This is a genomic window from Embleya sp. NPDC127516 (assembly GCF_044765325.1).
GTDB lineage: Bacteria > Actinomycetota > Actinomycetes > Streptomycetales > Streptomycetaceae > Embleya.
Genome location: NZ_JBIWJT010000016.1, coordinates 1 through 26,577, shown reverse-complemented (window position 1 = coordinate 26,577; position 26,577 = coordinate 1). Strand labels below are relative to the sequence as shown.

The following is a 26,577-nucleotide window of genomic DNA, read 5'->3' as shown; positions in this document are numbered from 1 at the left end:
TCACGGGGCCCATCCGACAGTGTGTCGGACGGGCCCCGCAGTGCCTCGTCGCCCGCTACTTGCCGCGGAGCAGGCTGTTGATCTCGATGGTCTGCGTGCGGCCGGGGCCGACGCCGATCGCCGAGATCGGGGCACCGGACATGTCCTCCAGGGCCCGAACGTACGCCTGCGCGTTCTTGGGCAGGTCGTCGAAGGTCTGCGCGCCGGTGATGTCCTCGGTCCAGCCGGGGAGCTTCTCGTAGATCGGCTTCGCGTGGTGGAAGTCGGTCTGCGACATCGGCAGTTCGTCGTGCCGCACGCCGTCGATGTCGTAGGCGACGCAGACCGGGATCTCCTCCCAGCCGGTCAGCACGTCCAGCTTGGTCAGGAAGAAGTCGGTGAGCCCGTTGACCCGGGTCGCGTAGCGCGCGATGACCGCGTCGAACCAGCCGCAGCGCCGGTCGCGACCGGTGGTCACCCCGCGCTCGTGGCCGATCCGGCGCAGCGCCTCGCCGTCCGCGTCGAAGAGTTCGGTCGGGAACGGTCCGGCACCCACACGCGTGGTGTACGCCTTGAGGATGCCGATCACGCCGGTGATCTTGGTCGGGCCGATGCCGGATCCGGCACACGCGCCGCCCGCCGTCGGGTTGGAGGACGTCACGAACGGATACGTGCCGTGGTCCACGTCCAGCAGCGTGCCCTGGCCGCCTTCGAGCAGGACGACCCTGCCCTGGTCCAGGGCCTGGTTCAGGACCAGCGTGGTGTCGGCGACGTACGGCTTGAGTTGCTCGGCGTAGCCGAGGTATTCCTCGACCACTTCCTCCACGCGCAGCTCGCGGCGGTTGTACATCTTGACCAGCATCTGGTTCTTGTCCGACAGCGCGCTCTCGACCTTTTGGGTCAGGATGCCGACGTCGAACAGGTCCTGGACGCGGATCCCGACCCGGTTGATCTTGTCGGCGTAGGCCGGGCCGATGCCGCGCCCGGTGGTGCCGATCCTGCGCTTGCCGAGGAACCGTTCCGTCACCTTGTCCAGGGTGCGGTGGTACGGCGTGATCAGGTGCGCGTTGCCCGAGATGAGCAACTTGGAGGTGTCGATGCCGCGTTCGACCAGGGTGCTGATCTCGTGCAGCAGCACCCCCGGGTCGACCACGACACCGTTGCCGATGACGGGCGTGCACTCGGGCGTGAGGATGCCGGAGGGCAGCAGGTGGAGGGCGTACTTCTGATCGCCGATGACAACGGTGTGGCCGGCATTGTTGCCGCCCTGGTACCGGACCACGTAGTCGACGGATCCGCCGAGCAGGTCGGTAGCCTTCCCCTTGCCCTCGTCTCCCCATTGGGCGCCGACGAGTACGAGTGCGGGCATGAGGCGTACACCCCTTCCAGGCGGGGCATGTTTGACAACGGGAGCCCCGGACGGTCCAAGCCCCTTGACGCGGTGCGCGGCAAGGGGCTCTTGCGGGGAGAGGTTACCTGAGGAAGGACGACCGGTGTCGGCCGAGCGCTCGCTGCTCGTGATCACGGACCCTGCGGCTCGCTCGGCGGACGGCGAATCCGTCCGGGTCGCGCTCGATGTTCTGCGGGCCTGCGCCCCCAGCAAGATCGTCATTCCCACGGACACCGCCGACCTGCAGCGCGCGCTCGCGCGACGGGGCCGTCGGCGTGTCGTGGTGATCGGCGGGGATGCCGGTGTGCACGCCGTGGCCCGTTTACTGGATCGCCAGGGAGAGCTCGGGGACACCCCGTTGGGCATCGTCCCGGTGGACACCGGGAGCGGCCACGGACTGGCCGAGGCGCTCGGCCTGCCGGCCGAGCCGGCCAAGGCGGCACGCGTGGCGTTGGGCGAGAACGAACGTTCCTTCGACCTGATGTCGGACGACCTGGGCGGCCTCGCGCTGCGTTCGATCCGGATCGGCCACGGGGTGCGTTCCACCCGTCCCGCGCCGGTGCGGACGGTGCCCGGACGCGGTTGGCGCGGGCTGGTCGACCACGCCGTGCGGACCGTGTCGAGCACCGTCGGCGCGGCGGTGGGGCCCTCGGGTCACCGGCTGCGGATCGAGGCGGACGGGTGTGTCGTAGCCGACATGGATCGGCCGGTGTTGTCCGTACACCTGGGCTGTGACGGCTCGGTGACACCCGGGTCGAAGATGACGGAAGTCACGTCGAACGGGCCCGGCACCGGCAACGCCGGCAACGGGACGAAGAGTGCGAACGGGACGAACGGTGCGGGGTTCGCGAGCGTGATGATCACCGGTCATCCCGGTGCCGCCCGGTTCGGCGCGGCCCAGGCCCGGGACGCGCTCGTGCAGTTGCGCGCACACGAGATCACCGTGTGCGGTCGCGACTTCACCTACGCGGCGGACGGCATGGCGACCGGGCCGGTACGGCTGCGCACGTGGACGGTACGGCCGAGCGGCTGGCGGCTGTTCGTACCGGCGTAGCACCGCGTCGAAACCGCGGGCCGAACGCCGGCCGGGCCAAAGGATCCGGCCCGGCCGGCGTTCGGGGCCACCTCGGCCCAGGCCGGGGCCCGCTCAGCCTTCGAGCGCGTCCGCACCCGCCGGGCTGCTGTCCCGCAGGAAGATGGTGCAGCGCGAGTACTCCTCCTCCTCGCCGATGGACCCCGCCGCCCGCGCCAGCGCGTGCAGCGAGCGCAGGAAGCCCCGGTTCGGCTCGTGCTCCCACGGCACCGGGCCGTGGCCGCGCCAGCCGGAGCGGCGCAGCGCGTCCAGGCCGCGGTGGTAGCCGACCCGGGCGTAGGCGTAGGACTCGATCACGTTGCCCTGGGCGAACGCGGCGTCGGCCAGCTCGGCCCACGCGAGGGAGAAGGTCGGGAACTTCGCAGCCACCTCGACCGGCGGCACACCGTCCACGAGCAGCGCCAGCGGCTCGGGTTCCTCGGGCAAATAGGTGGGGTCGGGTCCGCCGAAGAGGTTCTGATCGATGGTCATGGGCCCATGATTGCCCATCACGATCGCCCGTCACGACGCGAAGCCCGCGACCTCGTGGTCGCGGGCTCCGGTCGGGCGGGGTGTGGCCCCGGCGGGTGCTACTTCAGCCGGGTGCCGGCGGAACGCAGGTCCCGGCAGGCCACGACGACCCGCTCGGCCATTCCGGTCTCGGCCGCCTTGCCGTACGAACGCGGGTCGTACAGCTTCTTGTTGCCGACCTCGCCGTCCACCTTGAGCACGCCGTCGTAGTTGCGCAGCATGTGGTCCGCGACCGGGCGGGTGAAGGCGTACTGCGTGTCGGTGTCGACGTTCATCTTGACCACGCCGTAGTCGAGCGCCTCGCGGATCTCCTCCAGGAGCGAGCCCGAGCCGCCGTGGAAGACCAGGTCGAAGGGCTTCTCCCGGCCGTACTTCGCGGCGACCGCGTCCTGGATGTCCTTGAGGATGCTCGGGCGCAGCTTGACGTTGCCCGGCTTGTACACGCCGTGCACGTTGCCGAACGTCGCGGCCAGCATGTACCGGCCCTTCTCGCCCAGGCCGATCGCCTCGACCGTCTCCAGCGCGTCGGCCGGGGTGGTGTAGAGCTTGTCGTTGATCTCGTTGTCGACGCCGTCCTCCTCGCCGCCGACGACGCCGATCTCCAACTCCATGATGATCCGCGCGGCGGCGCACTTGGCGATCAGCTCACGGGCGATCTCGAGGTTCTCGTCGAGCGGTACGGCCGAGCCGTCCCACATGTGCGACTGGAACAGCGGGTCCTGCCCCTTGGCCACGCGCTCGGCGGAGATGTCGATCAGCGGGCGCATGAACCCGTCGAGCTTGTCCTTGGGGCAGTGGTCGGTGTGCAGGGCGATGTTCACCGAGTACTTCTCCGCGACCACCTTCGCGTACTCGGCGAAGGCGACGGAGCCCACCACCATGTCCTTGACGGTGGTGCCGGACAGGAACTCCGCGCCGCCCGTGGACACCTGGACGATGCCGTCGCTCTCCGCCTCGGCGAAGCCGCGCAGCGCGGCGTTCAGGGTCTGGGACGAGGTCACGTTGATCGCCGGGTAGGCGAATCGACCGGCCTTCGCCCGGTCGAGCATCTCGGCGTAGACCTCGGGAGTTGCGATGGGCATGCGTCTGCTCCTCGTTGCTCAGCCAAGCGGTGATATGAGGGTTTTCGGACACGGATGGCCGTATCCCCGCTTGCCGCCCATCCTGGCAGACCGCTCCGAACGACACCGCATCCCGTCCTCCCCGTTCGGAGGAGCGGATGCGGTATCTGACGGTACGTCAGGTCGGCGTCGCGCGGTCGCGCCGAGCTCTCGGGAGGCTTCCGTACGAACTTGCGTCGGTGACGCAACCATCCCACCGGAGGTGCGTCCTGGGCAGTGAGAGCGGGCAAGCGGAGACACGGCGAGACGAACGTGCGGGGCCGGACGACACCGGCTTTCACGGCGTCCGCGGGCCCCGTCCGTCCTCGATTCTTTTTCCACAACCTTCCCCAAGGAGGCCCCCGGTCATGCGCATGACCGTTATGAGTTGATTTGCGGCGAAGGTGGTCGCGGTCTCCGCCCCGACCGCGCTTGCGAACGCCGGCTCGACGGGGCGCCGTCGCCGCCCGAACCGAGGTACGGGGAAAAGAACTTCGGTCGACCACGCAACCCTTCGGGGTGCGGCGCGTCACCAGGACACGGGCTGTGCACGGAGGGTGGGGACGGTCTCATGACAGCGAAGGGGGCGGCAGGGCTGTGGCGCTGCTGAGCATGCCGGCATTCGGGGGCGACCACGCGTCGCCCGGCTCCCCGTCGGAGGACCCGACAGTGCCCGACGCACCACGTCGTACGCGATTTCGGATCCTGCGCGGCGGCGAGGAACCGCCGGCCCGCCCGACGTTGACCGAGCTCTATCACGCCCAACGGCTCGGCATGGTCCGGCTGTCCATCCTGCTCGTCGACGATCTCGGCACCGCCGAGGACGTGGTGCAGGACGCCTTCACCGCGCTGTACCGACGCTTCGGCGAGGAACTGGACGACGTCGACAACGCGCTGGCGTACCTGCGCACCTCCGTGGTCAACCTCTCCCGCTCGGTGCTGCGGCGCCGGCGTACCGCCCGTGCCTACGTGCCCCCGCACGAACCCGACGCCTCCTCGCCCGAGGACGTGGTGGTCCTGTCCGAGGAGCACCTGCGGGTGCTCGGCGCGGTCCAGCGCCTGGCACCGCGACAGCGCGAAGTGCTGGTGCTGCGCTACTGGTCCGATATGACGGAGGCTCAGATAGCCGAGACCCTCGGGCTTTCCCGTGGAGCGGTGAAGTCCACGGCAAGCCGTGCCATCGACGCCCTCGAAAAACTCATGAAGGACGAACAGTCGTGACCGAACGCCATGCGCGCGACGAATCGATGGAGGATCTGCTGCGCGCGGCCCTGGCCTCGCGCGCGGACTCAGTCACGCTCGGCTCCCTGCGACCGCCGGGCCCACCCACCGCGAAGGACGCCCACCGCAGTCGGCGCACGAGGGTCGGCGTCCCCCTCGGCATACTGGCCGCCGTGGCCGCAGCCTTCGGCGGGGTGTCCCTGATCGGGGCACCACGACACCAGGCCGGCGCGCCCGCCCAGGGGCCGATGTCGGTGAGCGCGTTGCCGACCGCGGAGCGCACCGCGGCGCCCGAGGCGCCGGCGCAGGCCGCGCCGACCACGAGCGTCCCCCGAACCACCGCTCCCCCGGTGGATCCGGACCCGGATCCCGACTCGCCGTCGACGAGCGAGAGGACGCGGACGTCGCCTCCGCCGAGCCGAACCGGCACCCCCAGCACATCGACCACCACCCGGCCGGTCGACAAGACCTTCGGCGCGCAGGCGATCAAGGTGAACCTGCCGGCCGGATGGCACGAGCAGGCCGGCGAAGCCGACTCCGGCGGGGTCCGCCGCAGCCGCTGCTTCCTGGCCGCCGGGACGTCGGGGAGCGCGGTCACCTGCGATCTGAACTCCGTGGAAATCCGCGTCGACGAGTTGGACGGCCCGGCCCGGTGGAGCTACGCGACGACGATCGATCGCAGCCCGTACGGCTACGCCACCCAGCCGATCTGCGCGAAGGACGGGCGCCTGGTCGTGCTGAAGGACACCGAGACGATCACGGCCAAGGTGGTGACCAAGGAGAAGCGCACCGTCGGCGGGCGCGGCGCGGAGTACCGCGTGGTCTCGGTGACCTGCGCGGGCGGCCAGAACTTCAAGGTGCGCACCTGGTCGATCGTGGATCAGGGCATCGAGATCATGGCCACCGGCGCGGACGCCGGGACCGAGGGCGCGATCGACAGCCTGATCGCGTCCATCGACGCGACCGGCTTCAAGCCCCGCCCGTATTCGGCGCGCTGACCGCTCCGCGCGCCGCCGCCCGATCGGGCGCCGGTGGCCCGCCCCGCCGTCCGTTGGGGCGGCGGGGGCGGGCGTCGGGCCGGAGCGCCGGGTCAGTGGTCCTCGGCGACCCGTTGGGCGGCCTTGCGCGCCGCCACCAGGATCGGATCCCACACCGGCGAGAAGGGCGGCGCGTAGCCCAGGTCCAGGGAGGTCATCTCCTCCACCGTCATCCGGTGGGTGAGCGCGACCGCCGCGGTGTCGATCCGCTTCGCGGCGCCGTCCCGGCCGACGATCTGCACGCCCAGGAGCCGGCCGGTGATCCGCTCCGCGATCATCTTGACCTTCATCGAGCGCGCGCCCGGGTAGTAGCCGGCCCGGCCGGTGGACTCGATGGTCGCGGTCACGAACTCGAATCCGGCCCTCTCCGCGTCCTTCTCGCGCAGCCCGGTGCGGCCGATCTCCAGGTCGCAGACCTTGCTCACGGCGGTGCCGACCACGCCGGGGAAGGTCGCGTAGTCGCCGCCGATGTTGGTGCCGATCACCCGACCGTGTTTGTTCGCGTGGGTGCCCAGCGCGATGTGCTGCCGGCGGCCGGAGACCAGGTTGAGCACCTCGACGCAGTCGCCGCCCGCCCAGATGCCGTCTGCGGTGACCCGCATCCGCAGGTCGGTGCGCAGCCCGCCGCTCGCGCCCAGCGGCAGGCCCGCCTCGCGGGCGAGTTCGGTGGCCGGGCGCACTCCCAGGCCGAGCACCACGATGTCCGCGGGATAGCGGCCGTCGGCGGTCAGCACGGCGCTCGCCCGACCGTCCACCAGCTCGATCTCGCGGGCCTCGGTATCGGTCACCACGTCGATGCCCAGGCCCTCCATGGCCTCGTGCACCAGCGCGCCCATGTCCGGGTCGAGCGTGGACATCGGTTGCGCGGACCGGTCCACGACGGTCACCGACAGGCCCTTGTGGACCATCGCCTCGGCCATCTCGATGCCGATGTAGCCGCCGCCGATCACCACCGCCGTACGGTGCTCGGGGGCCAGCCAGTCGATCAGCTCGCGCGCGTCCTCCAAGGTCTGCACGCCGTACACGCCGGGCGCGTCGATGCCCGGCAGCGGCGGCCGCACCGGTACCGCGCCGGTGGCCAGCACGAGCTGGTCGAAGCCGATCCGTTCGGCCCGGCCACTGCCCAGGTCGCGGACCGCGATCTCGCGGCGATCCAGGTCCAGGCCCTCCGCCTCGACGCCCATCCGCAGGTCTATCCCGCGTTTGCGATGCTCCTCGGGCGTACGGGCGATCAGCGCGTCCGGACCGTCCACCTCACCCGACACCAGGTACGGGATGCCGCACGCGGAGTACGAGGAAAACCGGCCGCGCTCGACCACGACGATCTCCAGGTCGTCCTCGCCGCGCCGGCGCCTGGCCTGCGAGGCCGCGCTCATTCCGGCGGCGTCGCCGCCGATCACCACCAGCCGCTCGATGCCCACGTGCTGCCCCTGACTCTGTGTGCGTACGGGTGTCGCCGGGTCTGCGGGACCCCGCCCGACCGGCGCGCGATCGGCGCGCCATCACCCGGCAAGGTCCCGACCTCGTAATGATGCGCGGTTCACGACGGGGACGGGTGACGGGGCACGCGTCGCGCGGACTACCCTCCAGAGGTGGAATTCCAAGCTGTCAACGTCCTCGACGCGACGTCCCTCATCTCGACGTTCGGACTCATCGGCATTCTCGCGATCATCTTCGCGGAGACGGGTCTGCTGGTCGGGTTCTTCTTCCCCGGCGACTCGATGCTGTTCCTGGCCGGCGTCGCCGCGTCCTCGTCGGCTGAGGAGATCGTCGGCACGTCCATCTCGCTGCCCTGGTTGCTGGTCGGCGCGCCGGTATGCGCGATCGCCGGTGCCCAGCTCGGTCACTTCCTCGGCGCCCGGTTCGGCACCAAGATGTTCAACAAACCGGACTCGAAGCTGTTCAAGGCCGAGTACGTGACCAAGGCCGAGCAGTACTTCGAAAAGTTCGGCCCGGCCAAGGCAGTGGTGCTCGCCCGGTTCATCCCGATCGTCCGCACGTTCCTGAACCCGGTCGCGGGGGTTTTGGAGATGCCCGCCCGGACGTTCTTCGTGTGGAACGTCATCGGCGGCCTGGTGTGGACCGACGGCATCATCCTGCTCGGCTACAAGCTGGGCGACACGATCGGCAGCAGCATCGACAAATACCTGCTGCCGGGGGTGTTCGTCATCGTGCTGATCTCGTTGCTGCCGATCATCATCGAGGTCATTCGCAGCAAGCGTGAGGCGAAGCGCGAAGCGGCATCGTCGTCGGGTAGCTGAACACATACGCTCTGAAGCGGCGGCGCACATATGTGCGCCGCCGCTTTTTCATTGCCCGGATCACCCGTGTTAATCGGTCGTATCGAAATGCATCCGCGTACAACCTTTTCCCGGCGTCATGCGTCGTGTCGACCGCGACTATTGCGGGGAACGAAAACACCCTGCCCCCGGACGGGGACCGGGGGCAGGGCGGCTTTGGGAAGGGCATCCACCGTCAGACGGAGGCACCGTTTCGGCGGCGACGCGCGATGACGACGAAGCCCGCGCCCACGACGAGCGCGGTGCCGGCGGCGGCACCGATCAGCACCGGGGTGTTGCTGTCGTCGGCGCCGGTGGCGGCGAGCTCCTTGCCGGGCTTGACCGTGCCGGGCTTCGGCTTCGGCTTGGGCTGCGGCTTCGGCTTGGTCCCGGGGGTACCGGGGGTGCCACCGGGAGAGTCGGCCTTCGCGATCAGGAAGCCGAACGTGTCGGACAGCGCGAACGCGGAGCCCTCCTCGTCCTCGTCGAGGAAGCCGACGGTGGCGTTGAAGCCCAGGTTCTTGCCCAGCGGCGCGTCCTTGGTGACCGCGATCCGGAGCTGGATGGTGACCGACTTGCCCGCCGCGACCTGGTAGGGGGTCTCGACGTACTCGCCGTCCATCGCCAGGAAGCCGCCCACGGCGCCGTCCTCGTCGCCCAGCTGGGCACGCTTCCAGGTGGTGCCGTCCAGGTACTCCAGGACGATGTGCGACGCCTTCAGGCTCTTGTCGGCGTTCCAGAACTGGAAGCCCGGCGCGAGCGCGAGCGACTTCTTGCCCTGGTTGGTGATCGTGGTCGAGAACGGGGTCGCCTTCGCCCCGCCGACGAGCTTGCCCGGGAAGCCGTTGACCTTCGCGGAGATGCCCTCGCTGACGGCACCGCCACCGACGAGGACGGGCGGCACGTCCGCGTCGCCCTTCCCGGCGGCCGGGGCCGCGGTGGTCGGAGCGGTGCTCTTGGCGCCCGCTCCGGGCTTGTCCGCCTCGCCCTTGGGCGCCGCGGTCGAGGACGCGGTGCCGGACGGGGCGGTGGAGCTGGTCGAGCCGGCGGCCATCGCGGCGGGAGCGGCGAAAAGCGCGACCGAGGAGACCATGGCCGCGACGGCGGTCGTGGAAAGGCTGCGGCGCAACTGCATCAAGACCTCTTCGAATGGTGGAGCGGAGATGGCCGCCGGGTCGGACGGGGAACCGACCCGGCGGCCCGAGGGGAAAGAGCAGGGGTGTTTACGCCCCGTTCGGCGCGAATCGACTCAGCCGCGAGATCACGGCCGGCGCGCACGGGACGACATACACGAAGAATTCACACTTCCCCCCCGGGAAGTCCGGTCGGCGGACGCGCCGACGTCGGAACTGGTCCGACAATATCCGAGACCGCGAAAAAAGCAATGGCCGCCCCATGAATGCGCAAGGCATCACACGGGGCGGCCCGAGCGGAATGTACGGGTGGGCGTTAATTCAGTTCGAGATCTTCCAGGTGGTAGGCGACCCGGTACTCCAGGCCGGCCTTTTCCACCGTCGGGGCGGCTCCGCGCTCGACGATCACCGCGACCGCGACGACCTCGGCGCCGGCCTCGCGCAGCGCCTCGACGGCGGTCAGCACCGAACCGCCGGTGGTGGAGGTGTCCTCGACGGCCAGCACCCGGCGGCCCTTGACGTCGGGCCCCTCGATGCGGCGCTGAAGCCCGTGCGCCTTGCCGGCCTTGCGCACCACGAACGCGTCCAGCCTGCGCCCCTGCGCGGCCGCGGCGTGCAACATCGCCCCGGCGACCGGGTCGGCGCCCAGCGTCAGGCCGCCGACCGCGTCGAACTCCAGGTCCGCGGTGAGCTCAAGCATGACCCGGCCGACCAGCGGCGCGGCCTCGCCGTCCAGGGTGATCCGGCGCAGGTCGACGTAGTAGTCCGCCTCCCGGCCGGAGGAGAGGACGACCTTGCCGTGCACGACGGCCTTGGTCTTGATCTGGTCGAGGAGCGCATCGCGGTCGGAACTCATGGCACCGGAGCCTAGGCCCTGTCCGGCGGATCTTGGTGGATCGGGCCGCGTCGTCCGGTGGCGTGCCTCGGCGGGCCGGAGAAGCAGACGCATGGTGGCTCTATTCGGCTGCTTCTCCGGCACGGCGAGGCGCAGTGCCGGGCGGCGCGGACCCACCACCGGAGAGGGCCTAACCGGCGCGGCGGCGACGCACGTGCACCCGACGCCAGACGAACAACGCGCCGAGGACCGGGACCAGGACCCCGACCGCACGGCGCGCGGCGCGGCCGGTGCCGTGGCCCGCCCGGGACCACAGATCCGGCTCCGCGTCGCCGTTCGCGGCCGGGCGCGACGCCGACGGCCGGGCGCCCTGGGTCCGGGCTCGCGGCGCGAACGGGTCCGGGATCGGCACCACCGACTCGAACGGGGTGTCCGCCGGCGCCGGCGACAGTTCGTCGGTCAGCGCCGCGGCGAACAGGTCGGCGGCCCGGGTGAACGCGGCGGCCGGGCGGATCGGGTCGGCACCGAAGGCGTCGTCCGCGTCGCCCGCGTCGCCCCCGTCGGACGCGTCCCACGCGTCGGTGAACACGATCCGGGTCCGGCTCGGGCCGTCCTCGTCGTCCGCGTCCAGGTCGTACAGCCGCACGGCGAACTCCGCGCCGACGCGGATCGTGCCGGACTCCGCCGTGCCCGGGCCACCGTCGCCACCTTCGTCGCCGTCACCGGCGCCGTCCACGCTCTCGACGCCCTCGACGCTCGCGACCAGCGCGAGCGGCTCGATCGCGTCCACGAGCCGCAGCGTGCCGCGATGGGTGATGGTGTCGGCACCGACCCGCAGTTGCCACCGGCCGGTCAGCTCGATGCCCTCGGCACCGGTCCGGGCCGGCTCGTCGAGCAGCAGGCCGGGAACACATCGGGCCAGCCGCTCGGCGTCGTGGAAGGTGTCCCAGACAGATCGGACCGGGATCGGCACGACGACTTCGTACTGCATCCGTTCTCCCCGTTCATGGCGGCGGACGACGCTCGACCGGCTCACCCGTGGACCGACCCGTGCGGTCGGCAGGTACGGTCCCACCCCATCACACCCGCCGGTGTCGTCCGGTCGGCGCGTCGGGGTCGATCACGCGCGGCGTGGCGCCCGGGTCGGGATCCGGGCGCGGCGGCTCCCGCGGCAACCACAACCGACGCGCCCGCGGATACGCGATCGGCACGACGAGCACCGCGAACAGCACCGCCGCGCCGACCAGCGCGACCGCCGAGCCCACCGGCCCCGAGCCCAGCGTGTGCGCACACCGACGGGCGAGCAGCCACGAGCCGCCGGCCGCGGCGGCGGAGACGATGGCCAGGCCCGCGTGGGTGCGCGCCACCCGGATCGTGTCCAGCCCGCCCAGCCGCCGGCGCAGCACCCGGGCCAACCACACCAGGCCGATCACCTGCGCGGCGCTGTATCCGGCCGCCATCCCGGTGACCGCCCACTCTGCGGGCAGCGTGCCGTAGGCCACGAGCGCGAACAGCGCCCCGGCCGCGGTCATCGCGACATTGGCCCAGAACGGCGTACGGGCGTCCTGGACCGCGTACAGCCCGCGCTGGATCAGGTACTGCGCCGAGTACGCGATCAACCCCGGCGCGAACGCGGACAACATCAGGCCCATCGCTCGGGTGTCCGCCTCGGTGGTGACGCCGTGCCGGAAGACCACCGCGGTCACCTGCGGGCCGAGCGCGAGGAACAGGAACGACACCGGCACGATCACCAGCGCGTTCAGCCGCAGGCCCCGGGAGATCGACTCGCGGACCCGCGCGGGGTGTCCGTCCGCCGCGGCCCGGCTGATCCGGGGCATCAGCATGGTCGCGATGGACACGGTGACCACGCCGTGCGGGACGATCCACAACAACTGGGCGTTGGCGTACGCGGTGTAGCCGACGCCGTGGCCGACCCCGGAGTCCACCGCCTTGTCGGAGACCTCGACCGCGAGCCGGGTGACCAGCCAATAGCCCACCTGCGAGACGCCGACCAGGCCGACCGCCCATCCGGCCATCCGCAGCGGCGTGCCCAGTCCGTGGCCGCGCCAGTCGAAGCGCGGTCGCCAGCGCACCCCGGCCGCGCGCAGGTACGGCACCAGCGCGGCCGCCTGCACCACGATGCCCAGCGTGGTGCCCAGCCCGAGCAGTCGAGTCTGCGCGGGCGTGATGCCGTGCGCGTCCCGAACGTCGTGCGCGACCAGCAGGAAGGACCCGAAGACCGCGATCACCACGAGGTTGTTCAGGATCGGCGTCCAGGCCATCGGCCCGAACCGGCCGCGCGCGTTGAGCACTTCGCCGACCAGGGCGAACACGCCGTAGAAGAGGATCTGCGGCAGGCACATCCGGGCCAGCGCGATGGTGAGGTCGCGCTGCGCGCCGTCGTAGTCCGCGTACGCGGACACGATCGCGGGCGCGGCGAGCACGCCCGCGATGGTGAGCACGAGCAGCAGGCAGCCGACCGCGGTGAGCAGACGGTCGGTGTAGCCGGCGCCGCCGTCCGCGTCCCGCCGCGCGGCGCGCACCAGTTGCGGCACCAGGACCGAGTTGAGCGCGCCGCCGACGAGCAGGATGTACAAGATGTTGGGCACCGTGTTCGCGACGTTGTAGCCGTCGGCGAACAACCCGGTGCCCAGCGCCGCGACCACCGTCGCGCTGCGGGCGAAGCCGGTCAGTCGGGACACCGCGGAGCCCAACGCCAGGCTCGCGCCACCGCGCAGCACCGGCCGGCCGGCGCGCCCGGCACCGTCTCGCGCGGCCCGGCCGGCCACCGGTTCCACCGGCCGCGCCGACACCGCCGCGGGCGCGGTGGAGGCGTCTTCGCGGCCCTCGCCGCGAGCGTGCCGACCGCGCGGCGGCGCCGCGACGACATCGCTCACAAAAGCCTCCGATTCGGGCTCGATCGGGGCTCCGGACATGGTCCCCCTCTATCTGAGTCCTCGGCGGGCCACTTGTGTTGCATCCGAATTTTCCGGTGACGAAACCCCGCTGCCACGGGCTCTTAAAGGGATGCGGGGCTACCCCGCATCCCTCCGTCCCCGAGGAGACGTCCCGTGGTCACGCTGCTCCCGGCGCCGCCCGCGCGCTCGACCGTTCCCGCCGCGCCCGCCTCCGCGGCCCTGGTGCCCGCCGCGGCCGGCGATCCGAGGCTGCGGGTCGCCCCGCTGACGCCCGACGCGCACCTGGCCCATCTCGACGGACGCGGCGACGCGGGCTTCCTGCAATACCCGTCCTGGGCCGTGGTCAAGGAGGCGTGGCGCAGCGAGGGCATCGGCTGGTACGACGCGGACGGCGTCGTGGTCGGGTCGGCGCTGGTGCTGTACCGCAAGATGCCCAAGGTGCCGTACTGGTTCGCGTATCTCCCGGAGGGTCCGGTGATCGACTGGACCGACCCGAACCCGCAGCGGTGGTTGGCGCCGCTGATCGAACACATGCGCACTCGGCATGTGTTCACGGTCCGGATGGGCCCGCCGCTGGCGCACCGGCGGTGGCAGGCGCAGACCGTCAAGGACGCGGTCAAGCACGGTCTCAAGCACCTGGACCGGGTCACCCCGGACGAGATCGACCCGCTGGGCGCCACCGTCGCGCTGCGGTTGGGCGACCTGGGCTGGCGCGCGTCCGGCGACGGTGCCGACGCGCAACCCCGGTACACCTTCGAACTTCCCTTCCAGGAACGGTCGTTGGATCAGGTCAAGGCGGGCTTCAACCAGGAGTGGAAGCGCGCGATCGGCAAGGCCGGCAAGGCCGGGGTGGACATCACCGTGGGCGGCTACGAGGACCTGCCCGCCTTCTTCGAGCTGCTCCGGGTCACCGAGCGCCGCAACGGGTTCCGACTCGGCCGTGAGCTTCCCTACTACGAACGCCAGTTCCGTGCGCTCAACACCGAGTCGGCGGGTCGGATGAAGCTCTACCTGGCCCGCTTCGAGGATCGGCTGCTCGCGGCGCACACGCTGATCAGCGCGGGCTCGCGGGTCTGGTACCAGACCGGCGCCTCCACCGACCACGGGCGCGGCGTGCGGCCCAGCCACGCGTTGCAGTGGCGGATGATCCGGGACGTGCACGAACGCGGCGTGCCGGTCTACGACATGCGCGGGGTCAGTCCGGTGATCGACCCGGACGACCGGCTGTTCGGGGTGCTGCGCTGGAAGCTGGGTACGAACGGACGGGTCGTGGAGAACCTGGGCGAGTGGGAGTACCCGGTGTTGCCCACGCTGCACAAGGCGTTCCGGGCGTACATGTCGATCCGCTGAGGAGCGGGCGGCGGTTGTCGCTCAGCCGCGCGCGTAGTCGGCGATGCGCGGGTTGTTCAGGGTGGACGGGGGCACGTCCACGCGTGCCTCGTGCGGCGGGAACCACCCGGCCAGGGCCAGCCGGTCGGCGGCCAGGAACGGGACCACCGCCGGGTCCGGGGCGTCGTCGGCGGCCCGCAGGCCCGTGCCGGGCGCGACCGCGGCGAGCACGAAGCCCCGGTCGGCCGGGCCCGGCACGCTGACCCGATACGGCACCGTGCGCAGGCCCGAGGCGCGCAGACCGGCCTCGGCGCACCAGTACGCGCGAGGATGCGCGTCCGGCGCGGGGGCGTGCACCACGATCCGGCCGGCCGGGCGCAGTACGGTCCGGGTCAGGCCGTAGAACTCCTGCGTGTACAGCCGCGCGGAGGCACCGACGGTGGGCCCGGGCAGGTCGGCCACGACCACGTCGAAGCGCTCCGCGGCGCCGCGCACCCACGCGAACGCGTCCGCCCCGACCACCCGTACCCGCGGGTCGGCGAACGCGTCGCCGGCCAGCGCGCGCAACCGCGGGTCGCTCCGCGCGGGCGCCGTCTCGGCGACGCGCGAGACCACGAGCACGACCTCGCGCACCGCCGCGTAGCGCAGCACCTCGCGCAGGGCCAGCCCGTCGCCCCCGCCGAGCACGAGCACCCGCTCGTGCCGGCCGGCCATCGCGGGGTGCACGAGCGCCTGCGCGGTCTCGCTCGCGCCCGGGGCCGCGACCCGCCGCTCGCCGGCCACGTACAGCTCGGGACCCGCGCCCGTGTGGGTGAGCACCACGTCCTCTCGCGCGGACACCACGTCCCCGTCGTAGAGCACCTCGCGCGCCGCCCGTTCGAAGGCGGGCGTGTACGCCCAGGTGCCGGCCAGCAGCGCGAGCACCGCGGCCACGGCCGCGTACATCACCACCCGCAGCCGGACCGGCAGGTCGGTGCGGAACAGCCACAACACCACGAGCGCGCCCGCGATCGCGTTGATCACGCCGGCGAGCACGACGGTGCGCAACTGGCCCAGGTGCGGCAGCAGCAGGAACGGGAAGAGCAGACCGCCGATCAGCGCGCCCACGTAGTCGGCCGCGAACAGGTCGGCCACCGCGCTGCCCGCGTCCTGCGGGCGGATCCGCTGCACCAGCGTCATCAGCAGCGGAATCTCCGCCCCGATCAGCAGCCCGAGCACGGCCGCGACGGCGATCATCGGCCAGCGGTAGACGTCGTACCAGGCGAAGGTCGCGTACAGCACGGTCGCGCACATCCCACCGCACGCCGCGAGCAGGATCTCGGCGGCGACGAAGGCCGCCGCGGCCCGGCGCGCGAGCGGCTTGGCGGCCAGCGCGCCCACGCCCATCGCGAAGACCATCACCGAGAGCACGATCGAGGTCTCCACCACCGGGTCGCCGCCGAGCGTGCCGCCGAGCGCGGCCAGCGCGAGTTCGTAGACCAGCCCGCACGCCGCGCAGACCAGCACGGCGAGCAGGACCACGAACCGCGCGGGCCCCGCGGCGAGCGCGGCCGGGCGGGCCCGGGCCGCGGAGGCGCGCACGATGGTGGGGGCGCGCGGCGCGGGGGAGGTCACCCCGAGCACGGTAGGCGCGGAGCGCGCGGGGGTCGTCGGACGCGCCGACGGTTCACCCGAACCGGTTACGCGCGGGACGTGTGGGCGGGCCCGGGGCCGGGTCGGGCTCGCCCCGGGCCGAGCCGGCCCAGGGCCGGGGGTCGGGCTCGGCCCGGGCCCGACCCCCGGCTCAGGCGATACACGCCGACACGATCGCGGCGATCGCGATCTGGGAGGACGCGGTGACCCAGACGCACGGGTGCGGTTCGCGCTCGACCACGGTGGCACCGAGGCGGCCCGGGGTGACCAGGTCGATCACCAGGAACGCGATGGCCATCAGGATCAGCCCGGAGACCCCGAAGAGCGCCGTGGAGGCCAGCCCCTTGCCGAACTCCTCGTAGGTGGTCGCGATCGCCGTGGTGACGATCATGCCGACGCCGAGCAGTGCCGAGGAGAGCACCAGCGCCGCGTTGCGATTGCGTTCGATCCAGATCTGCCGACCGAGGTTGCCGGGTGTCAGCAGGTCCACGAGCACGAACCCCAGGACCATGAGCACGATGCCCACGCCCCCGTAGGCGAACGCGTAACCGACACCCTCCGCGAGATCCCTGAACATGGCGCCGTGTCCCCCATCGTCGTCGGATCACCTGATGGGGCGTCATTGTGTCGGATCGTTTGGTGCGATCGTCACATCGCGCGACTTCGAGTGTTCACGATTCGGCACTCCTGCGGGTACGTGTGCCACGTGGACCAGACCGCACCGGCCCCACAACCCTCGACCACCATCGCGGTGACCGCGTACGGCAGCCCGGGGTATTCGCCGATCAGGCCGTATCGGTGCCCGGTCGCCAAGGCCACGATCTCGCGCACCCGGGCGACGAACGCGGCGTCCTCCAACCGCTGGGTCAACGCGGTGAATTCGTATTCCCACCGGCCGAGCCGGGTGGCCGCCCGGGCGGGCAACGGGGTGGCCGCGCCCGGCAGGCACGCGACGGTCTCCGACACCGCGTCGCCCTCCCCCCGGTCGGGAGTGATCAGCATCTGGTGCGACGCGCCCAGCAACCGCAGCTCCAGCTTCAGCCCTCCGATTTCGACATGGCGCTCGGCCAACGCGGGGAGCGCCGGCAGGCCCAGGCACCAGCCGAGGGCGTCCGCGCGGGTGTCGGTGTACGTGGTGGTGAGTGTGGCGTGCATTCTCGCGCTCATCTGTCCGGGCAACGGGGAAGACCCACGGGAGGCTCCCGGGGGCGACAATCGGCTGCAAACCAGGGGACATGACTCACGGTAGGCGCCCAAAGGCACAGCGTCGTCACCCGTGAAGGTGAAAGGCGTTGACACGAACGGGTGAAGGACACCCTGTGGACCGGACCATCCGGCACGCGAGGATGGGCGGGTAGACCAACCCCCGCGAAGGAGCCGTACGGATGAACCGACCGCTGTTGGCCCGACACCTGGACGGCCTGGGCACCACGATCTTCGCCGAGATGTCCGCGCTCGCGCGCAGCACCGGCGCGATCAACCTCGGCCAGGGTTTCCCGGACACCGACGGCCCGGCGGAGGTGATCGAGATCGCGGTCGCCGCCATGCGCGACGGCGTGAACCAGTACCCACCGGGCGACGGCATCCCGGACCTGCGCCTGGCGGTGGCCGAGCACCGGCAGCGCTTTCGCGGGCAGACCTTCGACCCCGACTCCGAGGTCCTGATCACCACCGGCGCGACCGAGGCGATCGCGGCCACCCTGCTCGCGCTGCTCGAGCCCGGCGACGAGGTGATCGCGCTCGAACCGTTCTACGACTCGTACGCCGCGTGCATCGCGATGGCCGGCGCACGCCGCGTCGGCGTCACCCTGCGTCCCCCGTACTTCCGCCCGGACCCGGACGAGCTGCGCGCGGCGGTCACCGACCGCACCCGGGTGATCATGCTCAACAGCCCGCACAACCCGACCGGCACCGTGCTCACCCGGGCCGAACTGGAGTCGATCGCCGCCATCGCGATCGAGCACGACCTGATCGTGGTCACCGACGAGGTCTACGAACACCTCGTCTACGACGGCGAGCACATCCCGATCGCCGGACTGCCCGGCATGCGCGAGCGCACCGTCACCGTCTCGTCGGCGGGCAAGACCTTCTCGTTCACCGGCTGGAAGATCGGCTGGGTGTGCGCGCCGCGGGAGCTGATCGCGGCGGTACGCACGACCAAGCAGTTCCTGACCTACACCTCGGGCGCGCCGTTCCAGCCCGCCATCGCACACGCCCTGCGGCTGCCGGACGCCTATTTCGACGGGCTGCGCGAGGACCTGCGGTACAAGCGCGACCTGCTCGGCGGCGGCCTGCGCGCGGCCGGACTGACCGTCTACGAACCGCAGGGGACCTACTTCACCACCACCGACATCACCCCGCTGGGCTACGCGGACGGCCTCGACTTCTGCCGTCGGCTGCCCGAACTGCGCGGTGTGGTCGCGATTCCGGAGGTGGTCTTCTTCGACGACGTCGAGGTCGGCCGACCGCTGGTGCGGTTCGCCTTCTGCAAGCGCGTCGAGGTGTTGGAGGAGGCCGCCAAGCGGCTCGCGGCGACCGGCTGAGCCGGGCCCGCCCGCACGGGCACCGGCGTACGTGTGGGGGCCGACGGCCCCCACACACGCGCCGTCGGACTACGCCTGGCCGTCGGCCGGCTTGTCCTCGGGGCCGAACTGCTCGTTGATCCAGTTCGCGAACGAGATACACGTGCTGATCCACGCGCGCGTGGTGAACACGAACAGCTCGCGGTTGATGCCGGGCTCGCAGTCGAGCTGAGCCTCGCCGATCAGACGCAGCTTCCCCTCGTGCTCGTGCGTGTAGACCTTGGGCCAGAAGAACTGGCGGTGCCACTCGTCGAGCTGCTCCAGCATCCGCGGGCGCTCCGCCGGTTCGAACTCACGGTCGAGGAACATTCGGACCGTGAAGATCTCCTGCTTGTCGCCGCGCAGCATGAAGTAGACGCGGAAGCCGTCCCAGGGCGCGCAGATGTCGCCTTCCTCGTCGGTGAAGTGGTTCACCTGGAGCTCGTCGAGAACCTGGTTGATCAGGTCCGCCGACGGCTTGACGACCGGTGCGGCCGGGACGAAGGTCGACCTCGGAAGCGAGGACGGGTCGATGCTCATGAAAAAAGATCCTCTCCAGACGTATGGACGCCATCCTCTCTCATTCGGCCCAGAGCGGTAGGCCCCAGCGCGCGAGGCCTCATTCGTATTCGGTGCCACCCTTGCGGGTGAGGTAGGCCGCGGAGACGATCTTGCCGATCGCCCGCCCGCCGACCACGTCGCTGTACCGCTCGCGAGCCGGGCGGATCACGATCCCCTCGCGCAGGTGCGCGGCGGTGCCCGAGACGGTCTCCCGGCCCTCCGCCAGGGCCAGCAGCGCGGCCTCGTCGTAGGGCCCGGCATACAGCGTCGGCACCATCGGAAGCACCGTCTGCAAGCCGCCGAGCAGTTCGGCGAGTCGCTCGGCGTCCACCCGGCGTACCGCGCCGCCGGCGTCCGCGAGCGCAACGTCGAACACCGCGAAGCCCGGCAGCTCCGAACGACCCTGCGCGCCGTACCCCAGGTCCTGTACGCCCTGCCCGAACACCTCGCCGAACACGCCCACCCGGGCCGCGCCGTACCGCGCGGCCAACTCCGCGGCGGCCTCGGGCAGCCGGTGCGCGAGCACGCTGCGCCAGTACAGGTTGTGCTCGTCCCGGACCAGCGCCTGCGACCTGGCACCGAAGCCCTTCGAGGACACGAAGCTCTCACCGGTGTCGGCCACGTAGGTGTACAGGCACGCGGTGCCGTGGATCTTCTCGGTCGCCACCACCGGCTCTCCGGCCGTGAACAACTCCGGGTAGCGGCGCACGTTCTCGATGTCGACCCACGGCAGCAGGTCGGCGGCGGGCACGATCTCGCCGCTCATGTGCACGGGGATGGGCGGCACCCACTTGACGATGCCCAGCACCTCGGCGAAGTCCTCGTCACCGGCGAGCGCGGCCGACAGGTCCCGGCCCTCGAGCGCGCTCGGCCGGCAGACGATGCCCTGCGAGAGCTCGCCGCGCAGCCGGATCGCCCGAACCCGGTTCTTGGCCGACCCGGCGAGCCGCCCGGTGAGGCCGAGCTCGTCGATCAGCGGGTCCGGCAGCACCGCCTGCTCGGGGATGTACACCGCGACGTCACCGGTGACGTAGGCGCCCTTCGCGACGACGGCTCGGTACAGGCCGACCTGGGCCAGCTCCAGCGCGTCCGCGTTGGGGTGCTCGTGCACCACCAACCGTTCGGCCGTGACCTTGAGTGTGGACATGCGTCGCCCCTTCCCCGAAACCGCACAGGGGTGTCTTCCCCGTCGACTCCACGGTCCCAAGTGCCCGGGCGGGGCCGCCAACGATTTACCGGCGTCCCGGTACAGGATGGGACACATGCCGAACTTCATCGAGAAGCCGACGGTCGTCGAGGCCGCCGGCAACATCCCCAAGACCATTCGCGAGTACGTCGGCCGGGTCAACACCGGCGACCGGGCGCTCAGCATCGCGCACATGACCAGCCCCGGCGGCTGGGAGGAACCGGGCCAGCGCCCCGAGTTCGACGAGTACACGGTGGTCCTGCGCGGCGTTTTGACCGTCGAGTTCGAGGGCGGTGTCCAGGAGGTCGCCGCCGGCCAGGGCATCCACACACCCGCCGGCGAGTGGGTCCGCTACAGCACCGGGAACTCCGAGGGCGCCGACTACATCGCCGTCTGCCTCCCCGGCTTCGCCCCCGAAACGGTCCACCGCGACGAGTAGGCCGTGCGCCCGGCGGGTGGCGATCGCCGCGACCCGCCGGGGTCCCGGGCGCGTCCGGTCAGATCTTGGCGCTGATGGTCGCGACGAACTTCGGGAGCAGTTCGCTCTGCCAATTCATCCAGGGCCGGTCGGTGCCCTCCATGGTGAGACTGCCCGTCGCGTCGACCTGCAGGTCGTACTGTCCCTTGCGCAGGCGCACCTTCTGCACGGCGTAGTAGGCGTCGTCGACGCCCGGTGCGGTGATCGCCTTGAAGTCGGACTGGATCCGCTGCGCGCCGTTCTTGTTGAGGTTCCAGATGTAGTCGAGTTCCTTGGGGGCGTCGATGTTCCTGATCTCGATGGTCAGCTTGATCACGTTGCTGTAGCCGAAGCCCCGCTTGGTGTTCACCGTGTAGAGGCAGGTCGTGCTGCGCAGCGCCGGGCCGCGGGAGGCATACGAACCGGCGGCCTTGGCGGTGCCCTGTTCCTCCTGGGTGGTCACCTCGGGGATCACCTTGGCGATCTCCTCGGGGGTGATCAGGTCGCACACGTCCGGCCAGGTGGACATGTCGGTCGCCACGGGGGCGAACTTGCCACCGCTCTTGGGCGCGGGCGGCGCCGAGGGACGCGAGGCCTCCTTGGACGCGGGAGGAGCGCTCGGAGCGTTCTGGACCGCCTTGGGGTCGAAGCTCTCCAGCTTGCGCACGGACTCCGTGGGCGGCAGCTTGACCGCCTCGTTCTTCTTGCCGTCCGTGCCGTTGATCAACAGCGCGGCGATCACCGTCGCCGCGGTGCCCCCCGCGAGCACCGCCAGCCAACTGAAGACCTGCTTGCGGCGGTTGGGGCGCGGCGGCTCCGGCGGATACGGCGGCGGATAGCCGGGCGGGCTGTACCCGGGCGGCGGCCCGTACTGGCCCGGCGGCCCGCCGTACTGGCCGGGCGGCGGCTGTTGGCCGTAGCCGCCCGGCGGCGGATAGCCGGGCCCCTGGCCGGAGTATTGGCCGGAGTTCGGGCTGTTGTACTGGCCGGTCATCGAGAGCTCCCGTGGGGACGAACCGTCGAGGGACGACGGCGAATCAGTCGTCCGTCATCTTGATGTTGAGGACGCGCACGAGGGCCGGTCCGGCCTTCTTGGTCCAGGTGTCGGGTGCTTCGTTCGCGCCCGTCGATTCCTTGGTCTGCGCGCTGACGTCCAGGACCACGTAGTAGCCGGGCGAATCCGGCTTGGCGCCCTGCTTGTACAGGTTGAGCTTGCCGTTCTGGCGGAACGCGTCCTGTACGAACAGCTTGTTGGCCAGGTCCTCGTAGCCGGTGAAGGGAGCCGCCTCCGCCTTGGCCTTCTCGTACATGTCCTTGACCGGGGCGGCGTCGCCGATCGCCTTGATGGTCATGGTCAGCTTGGCCGGCGTGGCCGGGTCCTGGAGGTTGGGCAGCTTGAGCTTGACCGTGCACTCGTAGTTCCGGGGCGTCTTGGCGCCCTTGCGACCCTCGCGCGCCCCGACGATGCTCGCGTCGGGGACCGCGTTCTGGATCTCCTTGTCGGACAACATCGTGCACGCGTCCGGCCACGTCCCGGTGTCCCCCGACGCCCGGAACTTGGCGCCGTCGACGAACGCCACCCCGGGCGGCGGGGTGTAGCCGTCGGGGAAGGCGACCCCGTTCTCGGCCACCGGCTTGTCGCCCTTGTCGTTCTTCTTGTTGATCTCGTCGACGATGTACGACGCGGCGACGGTGGCCAGCACACCGCCGACCACCACGCCGACCCAGCCGAGAATGGGCTTCAGCTTGCTCCGGCGCGGCGGCGGCTGCGGCGGGTACGGCTGCTGGTACATCCCGGGATGACCGTACTGCGGCTGCTGCTGCGGCCCGCCGTACTGGTTCCCTCCTGGGTTCCCGATTCGTACCATCCCCGTATCCTCCCGATGCCTGTTCCGATGCGCTGTTCCGATGCGCTGTCGCCGATGCTGCGGTACCGCGGGTTACATCCGTGCCACGAGGTAACCGATGAGCGTCGGCCCGTACTGCTTGACGGCGTCGTCGTCCGCCAACTTCGCCCCGCCCGGACCCTCCAGTCCGGAGGACACGTACAGCTCCACGTAGTACGGACCCTTGTGGAACCAGATGTACGAGTCGTCGCGGAACGCGTCGTCGGTGCCCAGCTTCGTGCCGAGTTCCTCGAACACGCCGAACGGCTTGCGCCCCCGGTTCTTCTTGGTGTCGCCGTAGTGGCCCTTCGCGGTCGCCGGGGTGCTCACCTCGTGCAGTGTGAGCTCGATCCTGGCGTACGACGGATACTTCGGATTGTTCGGGTCCGGCACGGACAGTTCGAACCTGCACTGATTATCGGCCGCGCCCGGGAAGTCGTACTTGACCGAAACGGTCGTGTCGGACTTCCTGGTCTTGACCGTGGCGCCCTTGACGACCTTCCCGATCTGCGCGTCCGACAGCATGTCGCACGCCTTCGGCCAGGTCTTGCCGTCGTTGGTCGCGTTGAATTTTGCCCCGGCGTCGGCGGGCGGCGCTGCGGGGAAAACCATCGGACGCTCGAGCGGCTCGGCACTCTGCCCGGCCTTGGAATCGCCGCTCTTGCCGCCGCCGCTCGCGGCCGGTGCCACCGAAGTCGGGTTGGGCTTGGCGGTGTCCGAGTCGTCGTCCTTGTTCAGCAGCACGAAGCCGCCGACGCCGGCACCGACGAGCACGACCGCGATCGCGGCCCACAGCGCGAGCCGGTTGCCCCGACGCGGCGGGTCCGGCGGCCCGTACGGCCGGCCGGGCGGCCCGTAGTGTCCCGGCGGCCCGTAGCCCGGCTGCGGAGGCGGGTAGCCGGGCTGCTGCGGCACGTAGCCCTGCTGCTGCCCGAACCCCGGCTGCTGCTGCGGATACTGCCCGTGCGGCGGCCCGCCCGGTCCCTGCTGCCACCCACCGCTCACAGCTTCTGCCCGACCACCGCGGCCATCGACGGGCCGTACTGACGCACCATGGTGTTGCTCTTGAGCGGGTTGCCCTGCGAGTCCTCCAGCTGGGCCGACAGGGTGACCCAGACCCGGAAGCCGTTCTTGGAGATCTGGATCGTGCGGTTGTCCCGGAACGACCCGTCCACCCCGATCTTGTCGGCCGGGATGTCGTCGTACTGGTCCGGGTAGGGCTTGGTGGCCGTCTCGGACTGCGTCTTCTCCTTCGCGAAGGAGGCCTTCTCCTCGGCCGGCGTCTTGTAGCCGTACGTGGTGACGTTGATCTTCGCGGGGTAGTCCGAGGACTGCTGGTTCGGCAGGTCGAGCGTGATGTCGCACTCGTTGTCGTTCACGCTCTTGCCGAGCAGGTTCGAGTACCGGCCCATGAAGCTCTTGCGCTCGCGGATGGTCCCCTCGGGGATGACCGATTTGATCTCGTCGTCCGTCAGCAGATCGCAGGCCTTGGGCCAGGTCTTCGGATCCACCGAGATGCCGCTGATCTTGGGTCCGGTGATCGGCGGCAGCGTGTCCGGGATCTTGAGCTGGTTGGTGATGTCGGCCTTCTTGGGCCCGGCGGCCGCGCTGTTGCTCGGAGCGGCCACCTTGCCGGTCACGATCGGCGCGGGCGCCGACTTCTGCGCGTCCGGGTCCTTCTTGTCGGTCGGGTCGTCGAAGCCGACCACCGCGACCACGACGGACGCGACCACGGCGCCGGTGACACCGGCGATCCAGGTGCCGATCACCTTCTTGCTGCGCCCACCGCGCGGCGGCCGGCCGTCCGGACCCAGCGGGACCGGGTTCTGCGCGTACTGCTGGTAGTGGCCGTACTGGCTGTACTGCGGGTACGGGTAACCGTCGGGCTCCTGGAACCCGCCCTGCTGTTGCTGCTGTTGCGGATAACCGGCAGGCGGCGGGTAGCCGCCCTGCTGCGGATAGCCACCCTGTGGCGGGCCCGGCTGTCCCTGTTGTCCCGGTGGTCCCGGTGGTGGGCCGGGCGGCATCGGTGGCACAGGCGGATAGCCCTGACCATCGCTCATCGGGAGGTCCCCCTCGGATCTCGGGTTTGGCCTGGCGTTCGCTTGCAGGCATCAGGCGCCACGACATGCTGCCATGCGCATGAAGAGGCTGCAGGCGTCAAGGGTGTCGTTTGTGGCGACATTCACCTAAATAAGTCTCCGGAGGCGCACAACGTTTCGATGACGCCGAGCGTCCGGGTGGCGACAGCATGCCTTCGAACCCGCCCCTCACACGTCGCGAGGCACTAAAGTTGAGTCAGGAATACTCAAGCGATTTGACCGGTTGCACCCGACGGCTCATCCTTGAGCGACAAACACTCAACTCTCCCCGTGGAGGAACCGAATCATGGCACGTGCGGTCGGTATCGACCTCGGTACGACGAACTCCGTCGTCAGCGTTCTGGAAGGCGGCGAGTCGACCGTCATCACCAACGCGGAGGGGTCGCGGACCACACCGTCCGTGGTTGCCTTCGCGAAGAACGGTGAGGTTCTGGTCGGCGAGGTGGCCAAGCGTCAGGCCGTCACCAACGTCGACCGGACCATCCGGTCCGTCAAGCGTCACATGGGGACCACGTGGTCCGTGGCGATCGACGACAAGAAGTACACCGCGCAGGAGATCAGCTCCCGCATCCTGATGAAGCTCAAGCGCGACGCCGAGGCCTACCTGGGCGAGAAGGTCACCGACGCGGTCATCACCGTGCCGGCGTACTTCAACGACGCCGAGCGGCAGGCCACGAAGGAGGCCGGCGAGATCGCCGGTCTGAACGTGCTGCGCATCGTCAACGAGCCCACCGCGGCGGCGCTGGCGTACGGCCTGGACAAGGCCGACGAGCAGACCATCCTCGTCTTCGACCTCGGCGGCGGCACGTTCGACGTGTCGCTCCTGGAGATCGGCGACGGCGTGGTCGAGGTCAAGGCCACCAATGGTGACAACCACCTCGGCGGCGACGACTGGGACCAGCGGGTCATGGACCACCTGGTCAAGCAGTTCCAGAACGCGCACGGTGTGGACCTGTCCAAGGACAAGATGGCCCTCCAGCGCCTGCGCGAGGCGGCGGAGAAGGCCAAGATCGAGCTGTCCTCCTCGATGGAGACCTCGATCAACCTGCCCTACATCACGGCCTCGGCCGAGGGCCCGCTGCACCTGGACGAGAAGCTCACCCGCGCCCAGTTCCAGCAGCTCACGCAGGACCTGCTCGACCGCACCAAGGTGCCGTTCCAGAAGGTCATCGAGGACGCGGGCATCCCGCTCTCGGCGATCGACCACATCGTCCTGGTCGGCGGCTCGACCCGGATGCCGGCCGTGGCCGACGTGGTGCGCGAGCTCACCGGTGGCAAGGAGCCGAACAAGGGCGTCAACCCGGACGAGGTCGTCGCCGTCGGCGCCGCGCTTCAGGCCGGTGTGCTCAAGGGTGAGGTCAAGGACGT

At 70.6% G+C, this 26,577-nt stretch carries 25 protein-coding genes; 8 read left to right on the top strand and 17 right to left on the bottom strand.

Annotated elements, in window-relative coordinates:
- Nucleotides 1-55: 55 nt before the first annotated feature.
- Complete coding sequence (locus ACIRL2_RS28810) at nucleotides 56-1,348, bottom strand: adenylosuccinate synthase (RefSeq protein ID WP_395864644.1); 1,293 nt, start codon at nucleotides 1,346-1,348, stop codon at nucleotides 56-58.
- 124 nt (nucleotides 1,349-1,472) lie between these two features.
- On the opposite strand from ACIRL2_RS28810, the gene ACIRL2_RS28805 reads away from it, so the two are divergent.
- Nucleotides 1,473-2,423: a diacylglycerol kinase family protein gene (locus ACIRL2_RS28805; RefSeq protein WP_402235758.1), complete on the top strand. Its 951-nt coding sequence runs from the start codon at nucleotides 1,473-1,475 to the stop codon at nucleotides 2,421-2,423.
- A gap of 93 nt (nucleotides 2,424-2,516) precedes the next feature.
- On the opposite strand, the gene ACIRL2_RS28800 is transcribed toward ACIRL2_RS28805, so the two are convergent.
- A complete protein-coding gene (locus ACIRL2_RS28800; RefSeq protein ID WP_395864648.1) occupies nucleotides 2,517-2,933 on the bottom strand; it encodes a DUF3151 domain-containing protein in 417 nt (138 codons plus the stop codon).
- Nucleotides 2,934-3,031: 98 nt separating this feature from the next.
- On the bottom strand, nucleotides 3,032-4,054 hold the full coding sequence (gene fbaA, locus ACIRL2_RS28795; protein WP_395864650.1) for a class II fructose-bisphosphate aldolase: 1,023 nt from the start codon (nucleotides 4,052-4,054) through the stop codon (nucleotides 3,032-3,034).
- Between the two features lie 615 nt (nucleotides 4,055-4,669).
- On the opposite strand from fbaA, the gene ACIRL2_RS28790 reads away from it, so the two are divergent.
- Nucleotides 4,670-5,293: a SigE family RNA polymerase sigma factor gene (locus ACIRL2_RS28790; RefSeq protein ID WP_395864652.1), complete on the top strand. Its 624-nt coding sequence runs from the start codon at nucleotides 4,670-4,672 to the stop codon at nucleotides 5,291-5,293.
- Complete coding sequence (locus tag ACIRL2_RS28785) at nucleotides 5,290-6,291, top strand: hypothetical protein (RefSeq protein WP_395864654.1); 1,002 nt, start codon at nucleotides 5,290-5,292, stop codon at nucleotides 6,289-6,291. The genes ACIRL2_RS28790 and ACIRL2_RS28785 overlap by 4 nt, the downstream gene beginning before the upstream one ends.
- 92 nt (nucleotides 6,292-6,383) lie before the next feature.
- Here the strand turns inward: ACIRL2_RS28785 and ACIRL2_RS28780 are convergent, their stop codons facing one another.
- Nucleotides 6,384-7,751 (bottom strand): FAD-dependent oxidoreductase, encoded by a 1,368-nt coding sequence (locus tag ACIRL2_RS28780; RefSeq protein WP_395864656.1) that lies wholly within the window; start codon nucleotides 7,749-7,751, stop codon nucleotides 6,384-6,386.
- Nucleotides 7,752-7,922: 171 nt separating this feature from the next.
- Here ACIRL2_RS28780 and ACIRL2_RS28775 point away from each other — a divergent pair, with 171 nt between their 5' ends.
- A complete protein-coding gene (locus ACIRL2_RS28775) occupies nucleotides 7,923-8,591 on the top strand; it encodes a DedA family protein (RefSeq protein WP_395864658.1) in 669 nt (222 codons plus the stop codon).
- A 214-nt stretch (nucleotides 8,592-8,805) separates the two neighbouring features.
- Here the strand turns inward: ACIRL2_RS28775 and ACIRL2_RS28770 are convergent, their stop codons facing one another.
- The 4 genes from ACIRL2_RS28770 to murJ form a co-directional block, all read right to left on the bottom strand.
- On the bottom strand, nucleotides 8,806-9,744 hold the full coding sequence (locus tag ACIRL2_RS28770; RefSeq protein WP_402235754.1) for an LPXTG cell wall anchor domain-containing protein: 939 nt from the start codon (nucleotides 9,742-9,744) through the stop codon (nucleotides 8,806-8,808).
- A gap of 314 nt (nucleotides 9,745-10,058) precedes the next feature.
- Nucleotides 10,059-10,598 carry an orotate phosphoribosyltransferase gene (gene pyrE, locus ACIRL2_RS28765; protein ID WP_395864662.1) on the bottom strand — a complete coding sequence of 180 codons (540 nt, stop codon included), beginning with the start codon at nucleotides 10,596-10,598 and terminating at the stop codon, nucleotides 10,059-10,061.
- 169 nt (nucleotides 10,599-10,767) lie between these two features.
- Nucleotides 10,768-11,568 carry a hypothetical protein gene (locus tag ACIRL2_RS28760; protein ID WP_402235752.1) on the bottom strand — a complete coding sequence of 267 codons (801 nt, stop codon included), beginning with the start codon at nucleotides 11,566-11,568 and terminating at the stop codon, nucleotides 10,768-10,770.
- Nucleotides 11,569-11,656: 88 nt separating this feature from the next.
- Nucleotides 11,657-13,366 (bottom strand): murein biosynthesis integral membrane protein MurJ, encoded by a 1,710-nt coding sequence (murJ, locus tag ACIRL2_RS28755; protein WP_402236094.1) that lies wholly within the window; start codon nucleotides 13,364-13,366, stop codon nucleotides 11,657-11,659.
- A gap of 282 nt (nucleotides 13,367-13,648) precedes the next feature.
- On the opposite strand from murJ, the gene ACIRL2_RS28750 reads away from it, so the two are divergent.
- Nucleotides 13,649-14,845: a lipid II:glycine glycyltransferase FemX gene (locus ACIRL2_RS28750; protein WP_402235749.1), complete on the top strand. Its 1,197-nt coding sequence runs from the start codon at nucleotides 13,649-13,651 to the stop codon at nucleotides 14,843-14,845.
- A gap of 21 nt (nucleotides 14,846-14,866) precedes the next feature.
- Here ACIRL2_RS28750 and ACIRL2_RS28745 read toward each other — a convergent pair whose 3' ends face one another.
- The 3 genes from ACIRL2_RS28745 to ACIRL2_RS28735 all read right to left on the bottom strand — a co-directional run bounded on the left by ACIRL2_RS28745 (nucleotide 14,867) and on the right by ACIRL2_RS28735 (nucleotide 17,611).
- A complete protein-coding gene (locus ACIRL2_RS28745; RefSeq protein WP_395864670.1) occupies nucleotides 14,867-16,438 on the bottom strand; it encodes a polyamine aminopropyltransferase in 1,572 nt (523 codons plus the stop codon).
- Between the two features lie 169 nt (nucleotides 16,439-16,607).
- Nucleotides 16,608-17,033, bottom strand: a complete 426-nt coding sequence (locus ACIRL2_RS28740; RefSeq protein ID WP_395864672.1) for a DUF350 domain-containing protein — start codon at nucleotides 17,031-17,033, stop codon at nucleotides 16,608-16,610.
- A 71-nt stretch (nucleotides 17,034-17,104) separates the two neighbouring features.
- The gene (locus tag ACIRL2_RS28735; RefSeq protein ID WP_395864674.1) at nucleotides 17,105-17,611 is read right to left on the bottom strand and encodes a DUF2617 family protein; all 507 of its coding nucleotides are present in this window, start codon (nucleotides 17,609-17,611) and stop codon (nucleotides 17,105-17,107) included.
- Between the two features lie 230 nt (nucleotides 17,612-17,841).
- Here ACIRL2_RS28735 and ACIRL2_RS28730 point away from each other — a divergent pair, with 230 nt between their 5' ends.
- A complete protein-coding gene (locus tag ACIRL2_RS28730; RefSeq protein ID WP_402235744.1) occupies nucleotides 17,842-18,999 on the top strand; it encodes a pyridoxal phosphate-dependent aminotransferase in 1,158 nt (385 codons plus the stop codon).
- A 69-nt stretch (nucleotides 19,000-19,068) separates the two neighbouring features.
- Here the strand turns inward: ACIRL2_RS28730 and ACIRL2_RS28725 are convergent, their stop codons facing one another.
- Together ACIRL2_RS28725 and ACIRL2_RS28720 are read right to left on the bottom strand one after the other, a co-directional pair.
- Nucleotides 19,069-19,557, bottom strand: coding sequence for a YbjN domain-containing protein (locus ACIRL2_RS28725; protein ID WP_395864678.1), 489 nt, complete (start codon nucleotides 19,555-19,557; stop codon nucleotides 19,069-19,071).
- Between the two features lie 79 nt (nucleotides 19,558-19,636).
- The gene (locus tag ACIRL2_RS28720) at nucleotides 19,637-20,725 is read right to left on the bottom strand and encodes an RNA ligase (ATP) (protein WP_395864680.1); all 1,089 of its coding nucleotides are present in this window, start codon (nucleotides 20,723-20,725) and stop codon (nucleotides 19,637-19,639) included.
- A gap of 115 nt (nucleotides 20,726-20,840) precedes the next feature.
- Between ACIRL2_RS28720 and ACIRL2_RS28715 the strand changes: the two genes are divergently transcribed.
- Nucleotides 20,841-21,203: a cupin domain-containing protein gene (locus ACIRL2_RS28715; protein ID WP_395864682.1), complete on the top strand. Its 363-nt coding sequence runs from the start codon at nucleotides 20,841-20,843 to the stop codon at nucleotides 21,201-21,203.
- A 58-nt stretch (nucleotides 21,204-21,261) separates the two neighbouring features.
- Here ACIRL2_RS28715 and ACIRL2_RS28710 read toward each other — a convergent pair whose 3' ends face one another.
- The 4 genes from ACIRL2_RS28710 to ACIRL2_RS28695 form a co-directional block, all read right to left on the bottom strand.
- Nucleotides 21,262-22,215: a hypothetical protein gene (locus ACIRL2_RS28710; RefSeq protein WP_402235740.1), complete on the bottom strand. Its 954-nt coding sequence runs from the start codon at nucleotides 22,213-22,215 to the stop codon at nucleotides 21,262-21,264.
- 43 nt (nucleotides 22,216-22,258) lie between these two features.
- Nucleotides 22,259-23,089, bottom strand: a complete 831-nt coding sequence (locus ACIRL2_RS28705) for a hypothetical protein (RefSeq protein ID WP_402235737.1) — start codon at nucleotides 23,087-23,089, stop codon at nucleotides 22,259-22,261.
- 72 nt (nucleotides 23,090-23,161) lie between these two features.
- The gene (locus ACIRL2_RS28700; RefSeq protein WP_395864688.1) at nucleotides 23,162-24,112 is read right to left on the bottom strand and encodes a hypothetical protein; all 951 of its coding nucleotides are present in this window, start codon (nucleotides 24,110-24,112) and stop codon (nucleotides 23,162-23,164) included.
- Entirely contained in the window at nucleotides 24,109-25,170 is a 1,062-nt protein-coding gene (locus ACIRL2_RS28695; RefSeq protein WP_395864690.1) for a hypothetical protein, read from the bottom strand. The genes ACIRL2_RS28700 and ACIRL2_RS28695 overlap by 4 nt, the downstream gene beginning before the upstream one ends.
- A 325-nt stretch (nucleotides 25,171-25,495) precedes the next feature.
- On the opposite strand from ACIRL2_RS28695, the gene ACIRL2_RS28690 reads away from it, so the two are divergent.
- On the top strand, nucleotides 25,496-26,577 hold a 1,082-nt coding region (locus tag ACIRL2_RS28690; RefSeq protein ID WP_402235733.1), incomplete at its 3' end, for an Hsp70 family protein.

Bases quoted from the DNA above. Each gene is read 5' to 3' on its own strand.
- ACIRL2_RS28810 (WP_395864644.1), bottom strand. From the start codon at position 1,348: ATGCCCGCACTCGTACTCGTCGGCGCCCAATGGGGAGACGAGGGCAAG.
- ACIRL2_RS28800 (WP_395864648.1), bottom strand. From the start codon at position 2,933: ATGACCATCGATCAGAACCTCTTCGGCGGACCCGACCCCACCTATTTG.
- fbaA (WP_395864650.1), bottom strand. From the start codon at position 4,054: ATGCCCATCGCAACTCCCGAGGTCTACGCCGAGATGCTCGACCGGGCG.
- ACIRL2_RS28770 (WP_402235754.1), bottom strand. From the start codon at position 9,744: ATGCAGTTGCGCCGCAGCCTTTCCACGACCGCCGTCGCGGCCATGGTC.
- pyrE (WP_395864662.1), bottom strand. From the start codon at position 10,598: ATGAGTTCCGACCGCGATGCGCTCCTCGACCAGATCAAGACCAAGGCC.
- ACIRL2_RS28760 (WP_402235752.1), bottom strand. From the start codon at position 11,568: ATGCAGTACGAAGTCGTCGTGCCGATCCCGGTCCGATCTGTCTGGGAC.
- ACIRL2_RS28740 (WP_395864672.1), bottom strand. From the start codon at position 17,033: ATGTTCAGGGATCTCGCGGAGGGTGTCGGTTACGCGTTCGCCTACGGG.
- ACIRL2_RS28735 (WP_395864674.1), bottom strand. From the start codon at position 17,611: ATGCACGCCACACTCACCACCACGTACACCGACACCCGCGCGGACGCC.
- ACIRL2_RS28730 (WP_402235744.1), top strand. From the start codon at position 17,842: ATGAACCGACCGCTGTTGGCCCGACACCTGGACGGCCTGGGCACCACG.
- ACIRL2_RS28725 (WP_395864678.1), bottom strand. From the start codon at position 19,557: ATGAGCATCGACCCGTCCTCGCTTCCGAGGTCGACCTTCGTCCCGGCC.
- ACIRL2_RS28720 (WP_395864680.1), bottom strand. From the start codon at position 20,725: ATGTCCACACTCAAGGTCACGGCCGAACGGTTGGTGGTGCACGAGCAC.
- ACIRL2_RS28715 (WP_395864682.1), top strand. From the start codon at position 20,841: ATGCCGAACTTCATCGAGAAGCCGACGGTCGTCGAGGCCGCCGGCAAC.
- ACIRL2_RS28710 (WP_402235740.1), bottom strand. From the start codon at position 22,215: ATGACCGGCCAGTACAACAGCCCGAACTCCGGCCAATACTCCGGCCAG.
- ACIRL2_RS28705 (WP_402235737.1), bottom strand. From the start codon at position 23,089: ATGGTACGAATCGGGAACCCAGGAGGGAACCAGTACGGCGGGCCGCAG.
- ACIRL2_RS28695 (WP_395864690.1), bottom strand. From the start codon at position 25,170: ATGAGCGATGGTCAGGGCTATCCGCCTGTGCCACCGATGCCGCCCGGC.